The sequence below is a fragment of the Vibrio gigantis genome, assembly GCF_024347515.1.
Classification (GTDB): domain Bacteria; phylum Pseudomonadota; class Gammaproteobacteria; order Enterobacterales; family Vibrionaceae; genus Vibrio; species Vibrio gigantis.
On the sequence record NZ_AP025492.1, the window covers coordinates 1,122,270 to 1,138,363 of the forward strand.

15 protein-coding genes are annotated in these 16,094 nt (G+C 44.0%); 6 read left to right on the top strand and 9 right to left on the bottom strand.

Going from position 1 to position 16,094, the window contains the following annotated elements; all coding sequences use genetic code 11:
* Nucleotides 1-39: 39 nt before the first annotated feature.
* The 5 genes from OCV56_RS05120 to OCV56_RS05140 all read right to left on the bottom strand — a co-directional run bounded on the left by OCV56_RS05120 (nucleotide 40) and on the right by OCV56_RS05140 (nucleotide 3,890).
* Nucleotides 40-1,182: a BamA/TamA family outer membrane protein gene (locus tag OCV56_RS05120; protein ID WP_086712232.1), complete on the bottom strand. Its 1,143-nt coding sequence runs from the start codon at nucleotides 1,180-1,182 to the stop codon at nucleotides 40-42.
* A gap of 204 nt (nucleotides 1,183-1,386) precedes the next feature.
* A complete protein-coding gene (locus tag OCV56_RS05125) occupies nucleotides 1,387-1,881 on the bottom strand; it encodes a peptidylprolyl isomerase (RefSeq protein WP_086712231.1) in 495 nt (164 codons plus the stop codon).
* Nucleotides 1,882-2,109: 228 nt separating this feature from the next.
* Nucleotides 2,110-2,709, bottom strand: a complete 600-nt coding sequence (locus tag OCV56_RS05130; RefSeq protein WP_086712230.1) for a thiol:disulfide interchange protein DsbA/DsbL — start codon at nucleotides 2,707-2,709, stop codon at nucleotides 2,110-2,112.
* 87 nt (nucleotides 2,710-2,796) lie between these two features.
* On the bottom strand, nucleotides 2,797-3,129 hold the full coding sequence (locus tag OCV56_RS05135) for a hypothetical protein (protein ID WP_086712229.1): 333 nt from the start codon (nucleotides 3,127-3,129) through the stop codon (nucleotides 2,797-2,799).
* A gap of 152 nt (nucleotides 3,130-3,281) precedes the next feature.
* Nucleotides 3,282-3,890, bottom strand: a complete 609-nt coding sequence (locus OCV56_RS05140; protein WP_086712228.1) for a TetR/AcrR family transcriptional regulator — start codon at nucleotides 3,888-3,890, stop codon at nucleotides 3,282-3,284.
* Between the two features lie 197 nt (nucleotides 3,891-4,087).
* Here OCV56_RS05140 and OCV56_RS05145 point away from each other — a divergent pair, with 197 nt between their 5' ends.
* Nucleotides 4,088-5,044 carry a glycosyl transferase family protein gene (locus OCV56_RS05145; RefSeq protein WP_228761224.1) on the top strand — a complete coding sequence of 319 codons (957 nt, stop codon included), beginning with the start codon at nucleotides 4,088-4,090 and terminating at the stop codon, nucleotides 5,042-5,044.
* An 89-nt stretch (nucleotides 5,045-5,133) separates the two neighbouring features.
* Here OCV56_RS05145 and OCV56_RS05150 read toward each other — a convergent pair whose 3' ends face one another.
* Nucleotides 5,134-5,418, bottom strand: coding sequence for a hypothetical protein (locus OCV56_RS05150; RefSeq protein ID WP_086712226.1), 285 nt, complete (start codon nucleotides 5,416-5,418; stop codon nucleotides 5,134-5,136).
* A 187-nt stretch (nucleotides 5,419-5,605) separates the two neighbouring features.
* Nucleotides 5,606-5,839 carry a hypothetical protein gene (locus tag OCV56_RS05155; RefSeq protein WP_086712225.1) on the bottom strand — a complete coding sequence of 78 codons (234 nt, stop codon included), beginning with the start codon at nucleotides 5,837-5,839 and terminating at the stop codon, nucleotides 5,606-5,608.
* Between the two features lie 303 nt (nucleotides 5,840-6,142).
* Here OCV56_RS05155 and OCV56_RS05160 point away from each other — a divergent pair, with 303 nt between their 5' ends.
* The 4 genes from OCV56_RS05160 to udp all read left to right on the top strand — a co-directional run bounded on the left by OCV56_RS05160 (nucleotide 6,143) and on the right by udp (nucleotide 11,739).
* Entirely contained in the window at nucleotides 6,143-6,559 is a 417-nt protein-coding gene (locus OCV56_RS05160; protein ID WP_017632179.1) for a CBS domain-containing protein, read from the top strand.
* A gap of 151 nt (nucleotides 6,560-6,710) precedes the next feature.
* Nucleotides 6,711-8,174 (top strand): MATE family efflux transporter, encoded by a 1,464-nt coding sequence (locus OCV56_RS05165; protein WP_086712224.1) that lies wholly within the window; start codon nucleotides 6,711-6,713, stop codon nucleotides 8,172-8,174.
* Between the two features lie 167 nt (nucleotides 8,175-8,341).
* Entirely contained in the window at nucleotides 8,342-10,684 is a 2,343-nt protein-coding gene (locus tag OCV56_RS05170; protein WP_086712223.1) for a zinc/cadmium/mercury/lead-transporting ATPase, read from the top strand.
* Between the two features lie 296 nt (nucleotides 10,685-10,980).
* On the top strand, nucleotides 10,981-11,739 hold the full coding sequence (gene udp, locus OCV56_RS05175) for a uridine phosphorylase (protein ID WP_086712222.1): 759 nt from the start codon (nucleotides 10,981-10,983) through the stop codon (nucleotides 11,737-11,739).
* A gap of 226 nt (nucleotides 11,740-11,965) precedes the next feature.
* Here udp and OCV56_RS05180 read toward each other — a convergent pair whose 3' ends face one another.
* Both OCV56_RS05180 and OCV56_RS05185 read right to left on the bottom strand, forming a co-directional pair.
* Entirely contained in the window at nucleotides 11,966-13,132 is a 1,167-nt protein-coding gene (locus tag OCV56_RS05180; protein ID WP_086712221.1) for a DUF1887 family protein, read from the bottom strand.
* 198 nt (nucleotides 13,133-13,330) lie between these two features.
* On the bottom strand, nucleotides 13,331-15,322 hold the full coding sequence (locus OCV56_RS05185; RefSeq protein WP_086712220.1) for a methyl-accepting chemotaxis protein: 1,992 nt from the start codon (nucleotides 15,320-15,322) through the stop codon (nucleotides 13,331-13,333).
* A 276-nt stretch (nucleotides 15,323-15,598) separates the two neighbouring features.
* Between OCV56_RS05185 and hinT the strand changes: the two genes are divergently transcribed.
* On the top strand, nucleotides 15,599-15,949 hold the full coding sequence (gene hinT / locus OCV56_RS05190) for a purine nucleoside phosphoramidase (protein ID WP_004736268.1): 351 nt from the start codon (nucleotides 15,599-15,601) through the stop codon (nucleotides 15,947-15,949).
* The last annotated feature ends 145 nt before the right edge of the window (nucleotides 15,950-16,094 follow it).

The following is a 16,094-nucleotide window of genomic DNA, read 5'->3' on the forward strand; positions in this document are numbered from 1 at the left end:
AAATCGCGACAGGCTTGATGTGATAGTCGTTGGTGAGAACTAAATATTTTCGCCCAAACTAAAGTATGCCAATACTTCATCTTCGCTGTTGTAGGTGAAGTCCATGCGAACATTGATACGCTCTTGACGCATTAAGCGATAGCGTAGTCCGAGGCCAACCATAGTCAAAAGGTCACCATCGTCAAAGCTATGATAAGGGTCTGTTGGGTTCAGCCTTTCACCAAATACTTTGCCCACACCCGTTAAACCCACAACGGCTACGTTGTTCAAGAAGTTAATGGACGAGCCTGAAATCGAGTAACGATACTCCATTTCGAGGTTGGTCATGTGTGAGGCGATGTGATCACCCGCGACAAACCCCCGTTGAACGTTACGACCTTGTCGCCCGTAAGTGCTGTATGCACTGCTAGGGGCATTTTCAGCATCCAGTAGGTAGCGAGTCACCCATCGGCTAGCGATGATGTGATTATCATTCCGCGTTAAACTATAGAAAAATCGGGAGTCGGAAAACAGTGAAGAATAGGTCGCGTCTTCATCGTTTCCTAGCCAAGCACCATGGTTCTCATAGGTCAGTTCGAACAAAAAGCCATGGTACGGATAGTAGTAGTGCTCTCGTTCATCCCATAAAAATGAGAGCTTTGCGCCTGTATCGGCTTCATATTCTTCGCTAAACCCTGTCAACTTCAACAACAATTTGTCGCGAGGTGTGTCCGCTAGATAGCGAGCCGTGGAAAAGTCTAACCCCATACCTAGATAGATATTGTCATACACTTTAAAGTAGAAATCGCCATCGAACGCATACTCTTGATGGTTGGTATCAACAAGGTCGACCAAGGTTATGTTAGTGCTAGAGAACCCCATTTCACCGCTAAATCTTACCGAGTCTCCTTTCAGCAACAGCTCCGCATTACCTTTGATGTAATAACTGTCGTTCTGTGTGTAAGTCAGTGTCGCTGATAGAGTGGAAGCGTTTTTAGTTTCGCCATCGGCGTAGAAGTTATAGATAGGAACCACGGAGATCCCGGTATCTACACTCGGGTCATAAAAAGGGATCGCGATAACACGAAATTGGTCATCGAATTCTGGTTCTTGGGATTCTCGTGTATCAACTTCGAATGCTGAACTAGAGAAACTGGCAACAGAAGAGAAGAGAGCTGTTGTCCAAAAAGAGCGTCGAGTCATGGTTAGAGTTACGTCCAATGTAAGTTGATCGCAGTGCTTTAGAAGCATGCAGGTCAGGAGCATAACACGTCATTGAGACTGATGAATAGCAAGGGTATGGTTGATTATATAAATATACCGTACAGGAATAAGTACAGTTGATAATATGGACAGTAAAAAATGGTGAGCTTCATTCTCACCATTTCGTTACTTTTTCGTCATGAATTACTCGTTAATGGTGACTTTTGTAATCACAATATCTTCGCAAGGTACATCTTCGTGTCCCCAACGAATGGTTGTTGGTGCTACCGCGATTTTGTTTACTACATCCATACCTGCTGAAACCTTACCGAATACCGCGTAACCCCAGCCAGCGTTGGTTGTTGAGGTGTGATCTAGGAAGTCGTTGTCATCAAGGTTGATGAAGAACTGTGCGGTTGCAGAATGTGGTGCGTCAGTACGTGCCATTGCTACAGAGCCAATTACGTTCTTTAGACCGCGGTTTGCTTCATTTACGATAGGCGCACGTGTTGGTTTTTCTGTCATGTCGATAGTGTGACCACCACCTTGAATCATGAAGCCTTCAATAACGCGGTGAAATGTCGTGCCTTCGTAGAAACCGTCTTGGCAGTATTTAAGGAAGTTTTTCGACGTTACTGGTGCTTTTTCAAGGTTCAGTTCAATTTCAATGTCGCCAAAGTTAGTGGTCAGAATGATCATAAAGGTGCCCAATTTTTGAGTGCTAATATTTTGAGTACTACAGAGTAGTGGATGACTTAATAGGGTGCAGTATATGAAAAATCGCGAAGGATGCCAGTTAACTATCAACCCTAAGTCTACGGGTTCTTAAGTTTATTCACAGGGTGTGGTGAGTTTTGAGCGCGCATAAATAAAAAAGCCAGCGATGAAATCACTGGCTTTGATATACCTAAAAAAGGCGAATCATTACTAAAGAGTCAGTAGGTAATTCACTAGTTGATTGTACTCTTCATAGCTTTTGATTTGATCCGGTTTCACGATGTATTTGTTGTTGACCAATACACCTGGAACGCCCGTTAGCGTGCTTGCATCAAACTGTTTATCAAAACGTTTCTGCATAGAGTTAACGGCAAAGCCATTGTAAGCCGCATCAAACTTCTTCGCATCTACGCCGTTATCAATGAAGACTTGACGCAGTTCAGCTTCGTTTTTTGGTGTCTGTTTCATTTCATGAATTTTAGAGAACATTGCCGGAATCATGCTCTCTTCAGCATCAAGTGCAATCATGGTTGCGTACGCTTTTGCCATTGGTACTGCCATATCGTTACCCATGAATGCGACGTGCACTTTTTGGAAGCTTGCCGTTTCCGGTAAGTCTTCTTTTAGGTACTTAATCACCCCTTCAAACTTGTAACAGTGCGGGCAGTAAAAAGAGAAAAATTCGGTAACGACAGGCTTGTCTGCTTTTGCTACATCAAGGATCTTGTAGTGAGTACCTTCTTCAAATTGAGCTGCGTTCACTGAAGCGCTCAAGATCAGAGCAGCAAAAAGGCTAAATAGTTTTTTCATGTGTTATTTCCTAAATTCGGATGTCATTAAGTACAGCAAATGCGCTGTTTTATTGTGGTGGCAAGTATTGCCTATCGGGACAAACGATTAAGAAATAGGGGGGCGGTATGGTGCTTGAGGCGCAACAATCGCTTTATGCGAAGGTTCTTTTTCGATCAAAGCCAGAGACCCAATTTGAGTATCGAAGGATTCCGACACAATCAACGGTGGCATTTTTAGCAAACAGACCGAACCACAGCAGTGGTGCTCAATATTAGGCTGTGCATTTGAATAAGGTGTTGAGATGCTACTTGAGGGCATTGATAGGCTTTGGGATGCCACGACATTGTTACTCGCAATGCTATCCACACTGATGGTGGCCATTAACATAGCGAATAGCATAAAAGCGTGTACCCAAATTTTGCTTATCAACTTTGGCATGAAATCTCGGTCTTTGTATCCGAACAGATGTTGGTATGAATTAAACTTTGCAGCGAGTAAAACAGATCAAGCGCAAAACGAGCAAATGATACATCACTCGTTTGTGTATCTCTAATCAAAACCCAACAAAACTTATCATAGCTCAACTTTTATTAAGCCTGATATTGTTTTAGAAACATCTCTACACTGGAGCTAATGATGACTTGTTTGTGCTGCGTATCTGGAGAAGGTGCATGACCAATGATCTGCGGCCAAAAAGCGAACGACTTAATGAGTGCAATGAATTGAGTTGAAGCAAACAGAGGGTCGAGCTCGACTAAGCGACCATCGGCCTGCGCTGCTTTTATCCAAGTCATCAGCCCACTCTCTGCTTGAGAGTATTTCTCCATTGCTTGGCTCGCGAGTTCCGCATTATGGAAGTACTCAGAGAAAAGCACGCGTGATAAATCGATAAAACCTTCGGATTCCAAAAGTTCTAGCTCTTGATTCGCGATTGATGCGAGCTGTTGCTCCAGAGGCAGCTCAGCTTGATAAGGGAAGTGCGTGGCGGCGAGCGTTTTACTCCAAATACTGTCTAGTATCTCCTCGAGAAGTAGTTCTTTACTGGCAAAGTGGTTGTAGACGGTGCGTTTAGACACTTCTGCTCGGCTTGATATCTTATCCATGCTGGTGGCCTTATAACCGTGCTCAGTAAATTCTGCGATAGCAGCGGCAACGATCGATTCTCGTTTTCTTTGGCTCAGTGTTTTCTTTACAGTCATTTGGATACTACTCAATATGTCGCGGTTAGCATTGCATACGTTAATTTTACACCACGAGGTTTACTTTTAGAACTCCCACGATGGTTTTGGTAATTAGAGTGTTAGCACCTGAATCGCTTTGCAATGCACTGTGGGTATCATAGAATCGAAAGCGTATTCGAATTTTATTGATATCAACGGAAGAGAATAAACAATCAATGAGTAGTATTTTAGAGTGTATTCGTACAGTTGGACGAGGGGAAAGAGGGCGTAAGCCTTTATCGTTCGAACAAGCCTACCGCATCATGGATGAGTATTTAAGCGGACAGGTCGGTGACGACCAGATGGCTATGCTACTGATGTTAATTCGTGTGCAGAACGAAACCAATGAAGAGATTGCTGGCTTTGTTAAAGCGTTTCAATCTCGAGTACCCGATTTAGGGGCAGATATTGATTGGCCGTGTTATGCCGGTAAGCGCAATGAAAGTGCAAGTGGTAAGCCTTGGAACCTGCTGGCGGCTAAGATCCTGTCGGATAACGGCTACAAGGTATTGATGCATGGTTACATGGACAAGCCGAGCGGTAGAACACACGTAGAAAGCCATTTGCAAGATGTCGGTGTGCAACGTGCTGATAACCCTGAACATGCTAAGTCGATCCTTGAGCAAGATGGTATTGCTTATTTGCCGCTGGCTAACTTTGCTCCCGAAGCGCAAACCATGATTGGTTGGAAGCATCGTTATGGGTTGAGAACGCCGATCAATACGGTAGTTCGAGCATTGAACCCTGGTGGTGGCCGTTTAGGTTTACGTGGCAGCTTTCACCCTGGCTTCCCACAGCTTCATGCTGAAGTTGAGCATGTGATTGGCAACAAATCTCATTCGGTTATCTCTTTCAAAGGAATGAACGGTGAGTCGGAATACAACCCTAAAGTGAGTCAAACGGTATGGATGAGCTCTCCTGATAAAGTTGAGTCTTTCTATTGGGAAGAGATGATGAACTCAGATCTACCACTGCCGAGTGAATGTGTGCTCGGGACACCAGCTGAAGAGATGACTTTGATGGCAAACACAGTGGTCGATAGTATGACTGCAATTTTGTTTGCGGAGACGCATGACAAAACTGAGGCCTACCAAAAAGCGGTACACCTATGGCATGAGTATTGCGCACGTTAGTGGAAAGACTATCTAGCTTGTAAGAGAGGGTCAGCGATTGCTGGCCTTTTTTGTATCGGGTGTTGCGGTTAAATGGTCAAACAGAGCCACTATTTTACTCGCATCAGCCGATGCATTTTGTCTTCGAATTGAATCTCGATAACCTGCGATATCTTCATCTTATCAACACGATCGAGCATTTTTGATTGGTAATCACGCTTTTTCATCCACTCTAGCGGCTCTTTAAAGGCATCTTCATTAACGACAAAGGATTGGTCAGTAATTGAATCTTCAAAGATATGCACAACCCAGATACGAGATTGGAAGTCCAATAAATCGCTAAAGTAGTTTTTCAGCTTAGATAGATAAGTTTTAGATGAGAGTGACGAGGTCATAGTGAACCGTATTGGGATAATAGATGTGGCGTAACGGTTGTTTATCTAAATCTATCGCTTGCCGATTAAAGTAGGTAATCATTGTCAAAGTGATTACCTACTCAAGAACTTTCCACAAAATACGGTATTCATGTGTCGTTGACAATGATTGTTGAAATGGTCAATCAAGAGATGAGTGATAAGTCTGCTATTTCATGAACAAGCCGAAGTCGATCTCTTGTTCTCTTTGATATTTCACCAGTTTCACTTTTAGGTCGTGTTTTGCTGCTAAATCAATGGCTAAGCACGACATACGTTTTACTTCATGAACGCAACTTGAAATAAGCGGCTTTTCTTGATTATCGATAGTGGCGATGAGTGTGTTTTCTGTACCGTCGTTACCTGCATAAACATACGCGTACATGTTGTTGTCGTGTTGCATAAACTTCCTAAATCCGGATTTATAATTATTAGTGCGGTGAAGATTACAGGGTTTATCTATTCAGGCTAGTTCGGCTAAGTAAGGTTAAGCAAGCGAAAGTAAGGCTTTGTAAGGGCTCTTTTTTTTCTTTTTTTTGGTGCGAGAAAACGTGCTCAACCCTTTGTTTGTCTCACTTTTTTGCCTTGTTAGGTTTTGCCTATCAATAAAATTGTTGAAATCCATTTAGTAAAATCAAGATTTTAGACAACAATTAACTTAACGAGATAGAAAAATATATGACGCAAAGTATTTAGGGAGAACGCAATGCATTCAATTAAAGTGAAAGATTACATGACGCAGCAGGTTGTGACATTCACTCCTGATATGCCGTTAAGTTTAGCGTTGGACAAAGTGATGCGAAGCCATCACATGGGTGGTCCAGTTATTGATGACAATGAACAAGTGATTGGTTTCCTTTCAGAACAAGATTTATTAGAAAAACTGGTTAAGGTTAGCTATTTCTGCCAAGACACACACATTGTTGGCGACTGCATGTACCAAGAAGTGTTATCCGTATCGCCAGACCTATCTATTATTGAATTGGCGGACATGATGCAGGTGGGAAAACCGAAAGCTTACCCAGTGATCGACAACAGAAAGTTGGTCGGAATTATCACCAGAACAGATGTTTTAAGAGCAATTGGCAAGAACTTAGATGAATGCTTCAAACATCCTGTATAGTGGCGTGTTAAGAACGATTATTTTTCTCAACACCCATAAATGATAAAAGGCGCACTAGCGCCTTTTTCTTCGTAGAGTTTTTGTAGATCTGTTGTTATAGAGATCAAACGACGAAGCTTTGACTTGTGGTGTTCCAGCTTTTGGAGGTTTCATGTCAAACCAAACTGCAAAGTTTGTAGAAGGTTCAACGATGCGCCACATCTTGGTGATGTCGGGGGCTGGCTCTGTTGGCTTGATGGCACTGTTTGTGGTCGATTTACTCGATATGCTGTTTATCAGTATGTTGGGACAAGTCGAATTGGCTGCCGCAGTCGGCTTTGCAGGTACTCTCACTTTCTTCTCTACCTCCGTTTCGATCGGTACCTCTATTGCGATGGGCGCGTTGGTTTCAAAGGCGATAGGCTCTAAAGATAGAGACCACGCACGAAACCTCAGCACCAGTATCATGTTAACCGCGTTTGTGATCAGTTCGACGGTCACCGCTATTATGTTCGCTTACATCCCTGAACTACTCGCTGCGATTGGCGCGAAAGGTTTGGCGGCTGAACGTGCGCAAGCTTATCTTCAGATTTTGTTGCCTAGTGGGCCATTTCTAGCCTTGGCTATGGCTGCGGGTGCCGGCTTAAGAGCGGCAGGTGATGCGAAGCGTTCAATGTGGGCGACCTTGTCTGGCGGCATTGTGAATGCGATCTTGGACCCTCTTTTTATCTTTGGTTTTGGTTGGAATATCGAAGGGGCGGCTATCGCTTCTGTCGTCGCTCGTTTTTCGGTTCTCTTCTTCTCGCTTTATCCCTTAATTCGCAGCCACGAACTGGTGGCACCGCCTTCAATGGTGCAATGGCGTATCAATATTCGCCCAATCTTAGCAATAGCGATTCCCGCAATTATTACTAATACCGCAACACCGATTGGTAATGCGATTGTGACGACCGGTATCGCTCAATACGGTGAAGATTTCGTCGCAGGGTTTGCCGTGATTGGTCGTTTAACGCCAGTGTGTTTTGCTGTGATTTTTGCCTTGTCCGGCGCTGTTGGTCCAATCATTGGCCAGAATTTTGGTGCAGAACGGATGGATAGAGTAAAAGAAACACTCAACAACTCACTGTTGGTGACAACACTTTATACCATCGCTGTTTGTATTCTGTTGTACTTCGTTCAAGGCTATATCATTCAAGGCTTCAGCTTACAGGGGGATGCTGCAATTATTGTCGCGGCCTTCTGTACGTACGTTGCTTTAACTTTCACATTCAATGGCGCACTATTTGTCGCGAACACCTCATTTAATAACTTAGGTAAACCGCTTTATTCAACTGCTTTAAATTTAGGGAAGGCGACGTTAGGAACTTTGCCTTTTGTTTATTTAGGTTCTCAGTGGTATGGGGCGCTAGGCGTATTGTATGGGCAAGCACTGGGCAACATTGTATTTGGCCTACTTGGTATTTTGGTACTTCGTTACCATGTCGCTGAACTTATGGCGGGATCTCAAACCGACCCTGTAGAAGATGATGTATCAATTGTTAGTTTAAATACGCAGCCATTCTGTTCACACGATGCTGTTCTTATTGATGACGTATCGGCAAATCGTGAAGAATGCGCTGAGGTTAAGTTGCAGTAAGATAGTGTAAAAACATCAATGGTTTTTGGTAAAAAATTGAAGAGATTGATATATTCCTCTTGACCTTGGAGCTACCTCCAAGGTTTATACTTTTAAGGAACTTAAGGTTTGGTTGTTCATTGTACTGGCAACAACCTTAAGGCTTTTGAGTATTAAGGAGATACATTATGTGCGCAAAACATGCAGCGTGCCGCTCAACAAAAGTGGACGTTCAACCGCAAGCGACTGGGGCGACCTGCTCTAGTCCAAAAATTACCAGTATTACAGCCGCAGGCTCTTCATCAGCATGTTGTAGCGCTCCGACTGCATCAGCATCAGCAGATGATTGTTGTGGTTCAGACAGTGGAGAAGAAGACCGGCTGCCCTTAACTGAGTCTCTTAACGCCCAATTTTCAAAAAGTTGGTTAGTCTCGGGAATGGACTGTCCAGCTTGTGCTCGAAAAATAGAAAAAGCGGTCAGTAACATCGAAGGTGTTATTCAAGCTAAGGTTCTATTTGCTACCGAAAAACTTGTTGTTAAATTTGACAACGAAAGCCTTGCTGAAACCATCGAACAAGTCTCTATCAAAACTGGCTTCCCATTGACGGAAGTGGGTTCTAAGAAACAAAAACAACAACCAGAGACCTTTTGGCAAGCTTATATCCAACCAAACTGGCAGATTATCGCGATTGCAGTCTCAATGCTGGTCGCTGCCTTGCTTAAAGGGTCATTGCCTCAGTTAAGCGAAGGCTTATTCACCGCCACTTGTTTGCTTGGGCTTTATCCTGTAGCTAAAAAAGCCGTTCAACTTGCTCGTTCAGGTACACCTTTTGCGATAGAAACACTAATGAGTGTGGCTGCCCTTGGCGCCTTGTATCTTGGTGAAACCGCGGAAGCGGCGATGGTTCTTTTGCTGTTTTTGATCGGTGAACGCTTAGAAGCTTTTGCGTCATCAAGAGCAAGAAGTGGCGTTCAAGCGCTAATGGCATTGGTACCAGAAAACGCAACCAAGATTATCAACGGCGAGCGTGTCGAAGTTGCAGTCAGTGAACTTGTTCCTGGTGATGTCATTGAAGTAGCAGCAGGCTCTCGTTTACCAGCTGATGGTCAACTGATTACAGACGCGGCTAGCTTTGATGAAAGTGCGTTAACGGGTGAATCTGTTCCTGTTGAACATATCGAAGGCAATAGCATCATGGCTGGCGCCGTGGTCGTGGACAAAGTAGTTCGTATCACTATCACTTCAAAACAGGGCGAGAACGCGATTGACCGTATTCTTCACCTGATTGAAGAAGCCGAGTCTCGTAAAGCACCACTAGAACGATTCCTCGATAAGTTTAGTCGTTGGTACACACCATTAATGATGGTGGTGGCTTTACTGGTGATCATCACACCACCATTGTTGTTTGCACAGCCATGGGAAACCTGGGTCTATCGTGGCTTAGCGCTATTGTTGATTGCTTGCCCGTGTGCATTAGTTATCTCAACACCTGCAGCGATTACCTCTGGTTTAGCTGCTGCGGCGAAACGTGGCGCACTTATTAAAGGTGGTGCAGCATTGGAGCAGCTTGGCAAAATCCAAACTATTGCTTTCGATAAGACAGGCACCCTGACTGAAGGTAAGCCTCAGGTTACGGACATTCAGCCTTTATCAGGTTGGCAACAAGATGCGATGCTGCGTGTGGTTGGGGCAATTGAAGTCGGGTCTACTCACCCATTGGCGCAGTCACTTGTCGCTAAAGTAAAAGAGCTGAACGTTGAGATTCCAGAATCTCACAATAAGAAAGCGCTGATTGGTAGCGGTGTTGAAGGCGATGTTGATGGTGTTAAATATCAGGTTCTGTCACCGTCTAAAGTAACCATCGATCTTGGTACCGATGTTGTTTCTCAGATAGAAGCATTAGAAGGTGAGGGTAAGACGGTTGTGGTTGCGCTTAAAGATCAAGAAGTATCAACAGAGCACGCGACTCCAATTGGTTTGATTGCTTGGCAAGATACGTTGCGCAGTGACGCTAAAGTTGCGATTGAGCGACTTAATGACCTAGGTATTCAATCTATCATGCTGACGGGTGATAACCCGCGAAGTGCAGCAGCAATCAGTGGCAAGATTGGTATGCAGTACAAAGCAAGCCTGCTTCCAAGCGATAAGGTGTCGTATGTCGAAGAGCTATCGCAACAGTCGCACGTTGCTATGGTTGGTGATGGCATTAATGACGCGCCAGCAATGAAAACCGCGAATGTGGGTATTGCCATGGGCGGAGGTACAGACGTAGCTTTGGAAACCGCGGATTCAGCACTGACTCATAACCGTTTAACTGAGCTGCCAGCGATGATTGAACTGTCGCAAGCAACTATGAACAACATCCGTCAAAACGTCGCTCTTGCGCTTGGTTTGAAAGGCGTATTCTTAGTGACAAGTTTGCTGGGTATTACGGGCTTGTGGGTGGCAGTTTTAGCGGATAGTGGTGCGACAGCTTTGGTAACATTAAACGCTCTGCGCCTGCTTCGTTTCAAGTCTAAAGCAGACTAAGCACAGCTTACTGATATAGATTAGTCTTATTCAAAAACGACTAATATAAAAACGCCTTTAGCGGTAATACGTTAAAGGCGTTTTTTGTCTCGTTAGTATGCAACACAGGCATTCGGATTGCTTATTTTTGTGATACCAATCGGTTTTTTGTGAAACTTGAATTCTTGTTGCGATCATTAGTGTGAGTTGTGTCACTTCATTTTGTAATAAGCTTGGTTAGAGTGTGTTCGTACCCCACGAATTTACTATGAGCTTAAATAAGGGTAAAAAGCCCAATAAGCCAAAAGGAGCGAACTATGTCTCAAGCTGTTTTCCACTTAGGTGTTACTGAAGCAGATCTTAACGGTGCTACTCTCGCGATCATCCCTGGTGATCCTGCTCGTGTGCAAAAAATTGCAGAAGAGATGGAGAACCCTGAATTCCTTGCTAGTCACCGTGAATACACGCTTTACCGCGCAGAGCTAGACGGCAAGCCAGTTGTTGTATGTTCAACTGGTATCGGTGGTCCATCTACTTCTATCGCAGTTGAAGAGCTTGCTCAACTTGGTGTTCGCACTTTCCTACGTGTTGGTACTACTGGTGCTATCCAACCTCACGTAAACGTGGGTGACATGATTGTTTCTACAGGTTCTGTTCGTTTAGACGGCGCTAGCCTGCACTTTGCGCCAATGGAGTTCCCAGCAGTTGCTGACTTCGAAGTTGCAACGGCAATGAAAGCGGCAGTTGAAGAATCAGGCGCAACAGTTCACATGGGCGTAACTGCTTCAAGTGATACGTTCTACCCAGGTCAAGAGCGTTACGACACGTTCTCTGGTCGCGTTGTTAAGCGTTTCCAAGGTTCTATGCAAGAATGGCAAGACATGGGCGTTCTAAACTTCGAGATGGAATCTGCAACATTGCTAACTATGTGTGCAAGCTCTGGTCTGAAAGCAGGTTGTGTGGCTGGTGTGATTATCAACCGTACTCAAAAAGAGACGCCTGATCACGATACACTGAAAGTAACAGAAGCTCGTTCAATCAAAGTGGTTGTAGAAGCTGCTCGTAAAATGCTTTAAGTACGTAACCGTACTTTTAGTCTTAAAGTGCATTAAGTCTTAAATCGACTTCAAATTTTGAAAATGGCCGTATCGAATGATGCGGCCATTTTTTATTTCCTCTTTGAGTAATAGAGAGAAAGTAGACAGCAAAAAGTATCAGAAACAAAAAAGGCGAGTGACTTAATCGCCATCCGCCTTTTGAACATTTGCTTAAGAGAGCTTTGCTCATAGAGTCTACTTGTTTTTAGTACTCTAGATCTTCATTACCGCCAGCGGCTGTAAACCATGCTGTGAGGTGTGTTTTAAGATCTTTTAATTCATCAGGGCCAATCAACGCAAGGCCAAGATCTTCCGCTCGTGTGATGTCATTGTGGCGAAGAGGGCGGAAGCTAACCAACATTGCACGGGCTTGTAGACCACCTAGCAGGTCTCTCAGCGATTCCAGTTTGTATAACGTGTCATCACCATCATCACGCATGCCTTTGGTCTTACATTCGATGATGTGTAGCTTATTGTTCACTACTGATGCAACATCAAGCTCGTTTCGAACTTCACGCTCACCTAATTGACGGTATACCTGAACATTCAAAGAGCGATCTTGAATGGTCGGCATGTCATCTTGGATCTGCTTGACCGTGCTGTGAACCAATGTTTCAAGCCATTCACCGTTTGAGAAGCGGCGCGCGTCTTCATTGGCAAAGGTTAAAATACCATTGTCGTAAGTCGCAATCTTAGCTTCAACCAAATCGCTCAGCAGCATGTTTAGCTCTCGATAGCCTTGTTGCTTCTCAGATAGCCCAACATCAAGTTTCTGTTCCTTACGGCAGGTTGTTGCAAGGTAGTTCAATGTTGCCAGACCTGGGCCTAATTCTAGTGCGTTACTCGCCCAACGCTCACCCAGCTCATAAAGTTTCTGATCAAGTTGCGGAGACAGCTGCACATCGCTGAATTCACCACGAGCACCAAACACCGTTAGGTAGTCGTCGATGGTTATACGGTCTTGCACTTGTGCATCTTCTTTGCCATTCGGGTACAACCAGCACAGCTTGTCACTGTTTGGTTCAACGACGAAGATTGGCCAGTGGTAAGTTCGGAATACTTCATATACAGAGAGGAGGCGGTGACGAAGGCCGCAACTTGCGTTGAGCTTCACTTCTTGACCCCGTGCTTTGAGGTCTTCGGCAAGGGTTTGGATAGATTCTTTAATTACGGATGTATTTACGATGGTCGGAATTTCGAAAAACTCACTCGTAATGTCGCGCTTCTGCAAAACGCTGTCTAAACGTTTGTACATACCGACTTGATTCTTGTCGCCGATAAACACGATGTGAGTGCTGACCGTTCGGTTATCAAGTAATGGGGTGAGCAAGCGGATGGGGTCTTGATCGATAATGCCAACATGAACAGCCATATAAATTTCCTTAATAGCGGCTCGCTCATAAAGGTGAAAGAAAAAACGGGAAGCAGCAAGCCTTATTAATCATATAATGACAAAGCTCATAAAAAACAAGGGCAACCCTTGATAAAAGTTGCCCTAGCTCAATTAGTTACCACTATTGGGTAAAAAGTCTCAACAATCTCATTAAATATCTATCGATTCTTTATTTATCTATAGTTTGAATTGATGTACTAAATCACCTTGCTGATTTGCCAGAATTGTGAGGTTTTGGCTTGCCTCCGCAATAGAAGACATCGCTTGATAACTCTTATCTGCGATGTGGTTGATGTCTTCGATGTTACGTGCGATATCACCAGAAGTTTCACTCTGCTCAGCGGCTGCTTGAGAGATGTGTGTACTCATATGGCTAATCTCTAGAATCAAGGCTTGTATCTCTTCCATAGCACTGTTTGCGCTTGAAGCTTGTTGAACCGACATGTCCATATCGCTCATACAACTTTCTATCACGTTACTTGCTGTCTTCGAGCTTGATTGCAGGTTGCTGATCATGGTCTCGATTTCAGACGTTGATTGAGTGGTCTTCTGCGCTAACACTCGAACTTCATCGGCAACTACTGCAAAACCACGACCTTGTTCACCGGCGCGAGCTGCTTCGATTGCCGCGTTGAGTGCAAGTAGGTTGGTTTGTTCTGCGATGCCACGAATAACGTCAAGGATTGAGCCAATCTGGCTACTCATCTGTTGTAGTTCGCCTACAGCACCCACAGATTCAGTAAGGCGAACCTCGAGCTGGTTAATAGTACTTATGTTGGTGTTCATTATCTGACGACCAGACTCAGAAGCCGATTCTACTTGTTGAACCATAGTTAGTGAGCTTTGCGCACTGTTCGCTACTTCTTGTACAGAATGAGACATCTCCGTCATTGCCGTTGCGACGGTGGCGGTTTGCTCACGTTGGCTGTTCAGTTGAGCCTGCGTTTCTGAAGACGTTTTTTGGTTTACGCTTGCTGTCTTGGTTAGGTCATCTGAAGCATCATTCAGCTTCACAAGGATATTGTGCAGGTTATCCGCCAATGTATTGATGTGACGGCTTACACGGCTGAATTCGTTGTCGTATCGAATATCGATACGCTGAGTCATATCACCTTCAGTTAGACCTTCTAATGTACCGAGGATGCGAGTTAATGGCTCTCTTACGCTATGTGCAATGTGGTAACCAATTGCAGCAGCGAATACGGTGACAACAATGCCAATTGCAATCGCATTGAATAGGCCTTTGTCGTAGATGCTGCTTGCGTCTGCTAATGATGAGTTGAGTTGCTCTTCAGCGGTCACGTTGAATGAGTCCAAAACAGCCATCGCTTGGTCTACTTCAACCGCTAGGTTAGCGATGTTCACATACAGGGCTTGCTTCGCTTGTAGGTAGTTGTTGTGTTTGTCTAACACGCCGCCTTTTTGACCCACGTCTTTGGTGAACTTCTGAACCGATTCATCAAATACACTTTTAAGTGCAGGCAGTTGTGTTGATAGGCCACGATAAGCGTAGTTAAGGTGAGTAACGGCCTTTTTGTTTTGGTTAACAGCTTTCTGAACGAAGGCTACATCAGAACTAGCAAGTGCATCAGAGGTGATAACTTCTGCGTCTTGCAGTTTAATGAAGTAGCTCTTTGCCATCACTTTTACAGAGATGCTTTTTTGGTCGGCAACGTATTCTTTCATTCCTACGGTTAATTCTGAATGTAGACGTTGGAAGTCACGAGATGCTTTTTGTACTTGTTCTTGTGCTTCGAACATTGCAATGTAGTTGTTCATTGCTTCGTCAGCTTCGGCGAAGTAGCGTTCTTCCATCGCTCTCAATTGCGCGATGCGTTCAATGAGTGATGCATTGTTTTGGCTTGCCGCTTCTAAATTACCAAGAACTTCTGAAAACGAGTTTTGTGATGCAGCAAATTCTGTACGCATTGCAGACATGCGTTCAGCGTTTTGTGTGGTTAAGAAATCTTTGAATGACTTATCAGCAGAAAGCAATTGGACACTTGTTTGATTGGAAAGCGCAACAAGTGGTAATGAGGTTTCTGAGACACTCTCAAAATTGCTGTGTATCTGATTCATGCTGTTCATCATGATGGTTATCGTGACTGCGAACATGATGATGATCAGTGCGAAACCAGCGTACATACGCTTGATCACAGATCCCTTCATGGCTTTCTCCCTAAATAAAATGCAGACCTAATGTCAGGTCAATGTAAAACTAACAAAATTATCAGCATTCTATTGAGCTCCGCTTACGCATTTTATGACGCACACGTCAAAAATAGCCCTCAGTTATAACCAACATGCCATTCTTGAGAGCTAAGGCTCGTTTTCTTTGATTTGAACGGTGTTTTTTATTATGCTTTAAAGCAGGTTTATTGTGGTTTGATGCGGCATAGCGCATACTCAAAGCATTAAAAAATAAATGTTTTATCGGAGAGAAACATGGCTGAAGAAACCATTTTTAGTAAGATCATTAATAAAGAAATTCCAGCAGATCTGCTATACCAAGACGATTTGGTAACGGCATTCCGCGATATTAACCCTCGTGCGCCAAGCCACATCCTAATCATTCCAAACAAGCTGATTCCAACAACGAACGATGTTGAAGTAGAAGATGAAGCGATGATGGGGCGTATGTTTACCGTTGCTCGCAAGTTAGCAAAAGAAGAAGGCATCGCAGAAGATGGCTATCGTCTTATCGTGAACTGTAACTCTCACGGCGGCCAAGAGGTTTATCATATACACATGCATTTGGTTGGTGGCCGTCCACTTGGTCCTCTATTAATGAGCTAATGAAAAGCTAACGAGTTAATGAAAGCTAGTGAGCTAGTTTAAACGAGCTTATTAGCGGGTTAACACAAGTAGCTAGTTGGAAAATTTGTAGTTTATATGCCAACTTTAAGTTCTATCTGTTGTCTGAATATCGGCTTTGCTTAGC

Excerpts from the sequence above, each read along its gene's own strand:
- udp (WP_086712222.1), top strand. The coding sequence starts at position 10,981 with ATGTCTCAAGCTGTTTTCCACTTAGGTGTTACTGAAGCAGATCTTAAC.
- OCV56_RS05135 (WP_086712229.1), bottom strand. The coding sequence starts at position 3,129 with ATGCCAAAGTTGATAAGCAAAATTTGGGTACACGCTTTTATGCTATTC.
- OCV56_RS05160 (WP_017632179.1), top strand. The coding sequence starts at position 6,143 with ATGCATTCAATTAAAGTGAAAGATTACATGACGCAGCAGGTTGTGACA.
- OCV56_RS05145 (WP_228761224.1), top strand. The coding sequence starts at position 4,088 with ATGAGTAGTATTTTAGAGTGTATTCGTACAGTTGGACGAGGGGAAAGA.
- OCV56_RS05180 (WP_086712221.1), bottom strand. The coding sequence starts at position 13,132 with ATGGCTGTTCATGTTGGCATTATCGATCAAGACCCCATCCGCTTGCTC.
- OCV56_RS05150 (WP_086712226.1), bottom strand. The coding sequence starts at position 5,418 with ATGACCTCGTCACTCTCATCTAAAACTTATCTATCTAAGCTGAAAAAC.
- OCV56_RS05120 (WP_086712232.1), bottom strand. The coding sequence starts at position 1,182 with ATGACTCGACGCTCTTTTTGGACAACAGCTCTCTTCTCTTCTGTTGCC.
- OCV56_RS05140 (WP_086712228.1), bottom strand. The coding sequence starts at position 3,890 with ATGACTGTAAAGAAAACACTGAGCCAAAGAAAACGAGAATCGATCGTT.
- OCV56_RS05185 (WP_086712220.1), bottom strand. The coding sequence starts at position 15,322 with ATGAAGGGATCTGTGATCAAGCGTATGTACGCTGGTTTCGCACTGATC.
- hinT (WP_004736268.1), top strand. The coding sequence starts at position 15,599 with ATGGCTGAAGAAACCATTTTTAGTAAGATCATTAATAAAGAAATTCCA.
- OCV56_RS05170 (WP_086712223.1), top strand. The coding sequence starts at position 8,342 with ATGTGCGCAAAACATGCAGCGTGCCGCTCAACAAAAGTGGACGTTCAA.
- OCV56_RS05125 (WP_086712231.1), bottom strand. The coding sequence starts at position 1,881 with ATGATCATTCTGACCACTAACTTTGGCGACATTGAAATTGAACTGAAC.
- OCV56_RS05155 (WP_086712225.1), bottom strand. The coding sequence starts at position 5,839 with ATGCAACACGACAACAACATGTACGCGTATGTTTATGCAGGTAACGAC.
- OCV56_RS05165 (WP_086712224.1), top strand. The coding sequence starts at position 6,711 with ATGTCAAACCAAACTGCAAAGTTTGTAGAAGGTTCAACGATGCGCCAC.
- OCV56_RS05130 (WP_086712230.1), bottom strand. The coding sequence starts at position 2,709 with ATGAAAAAACTATTTAGCCTTTTTGCTGCTCTGATCTTGAGCGCTTCA.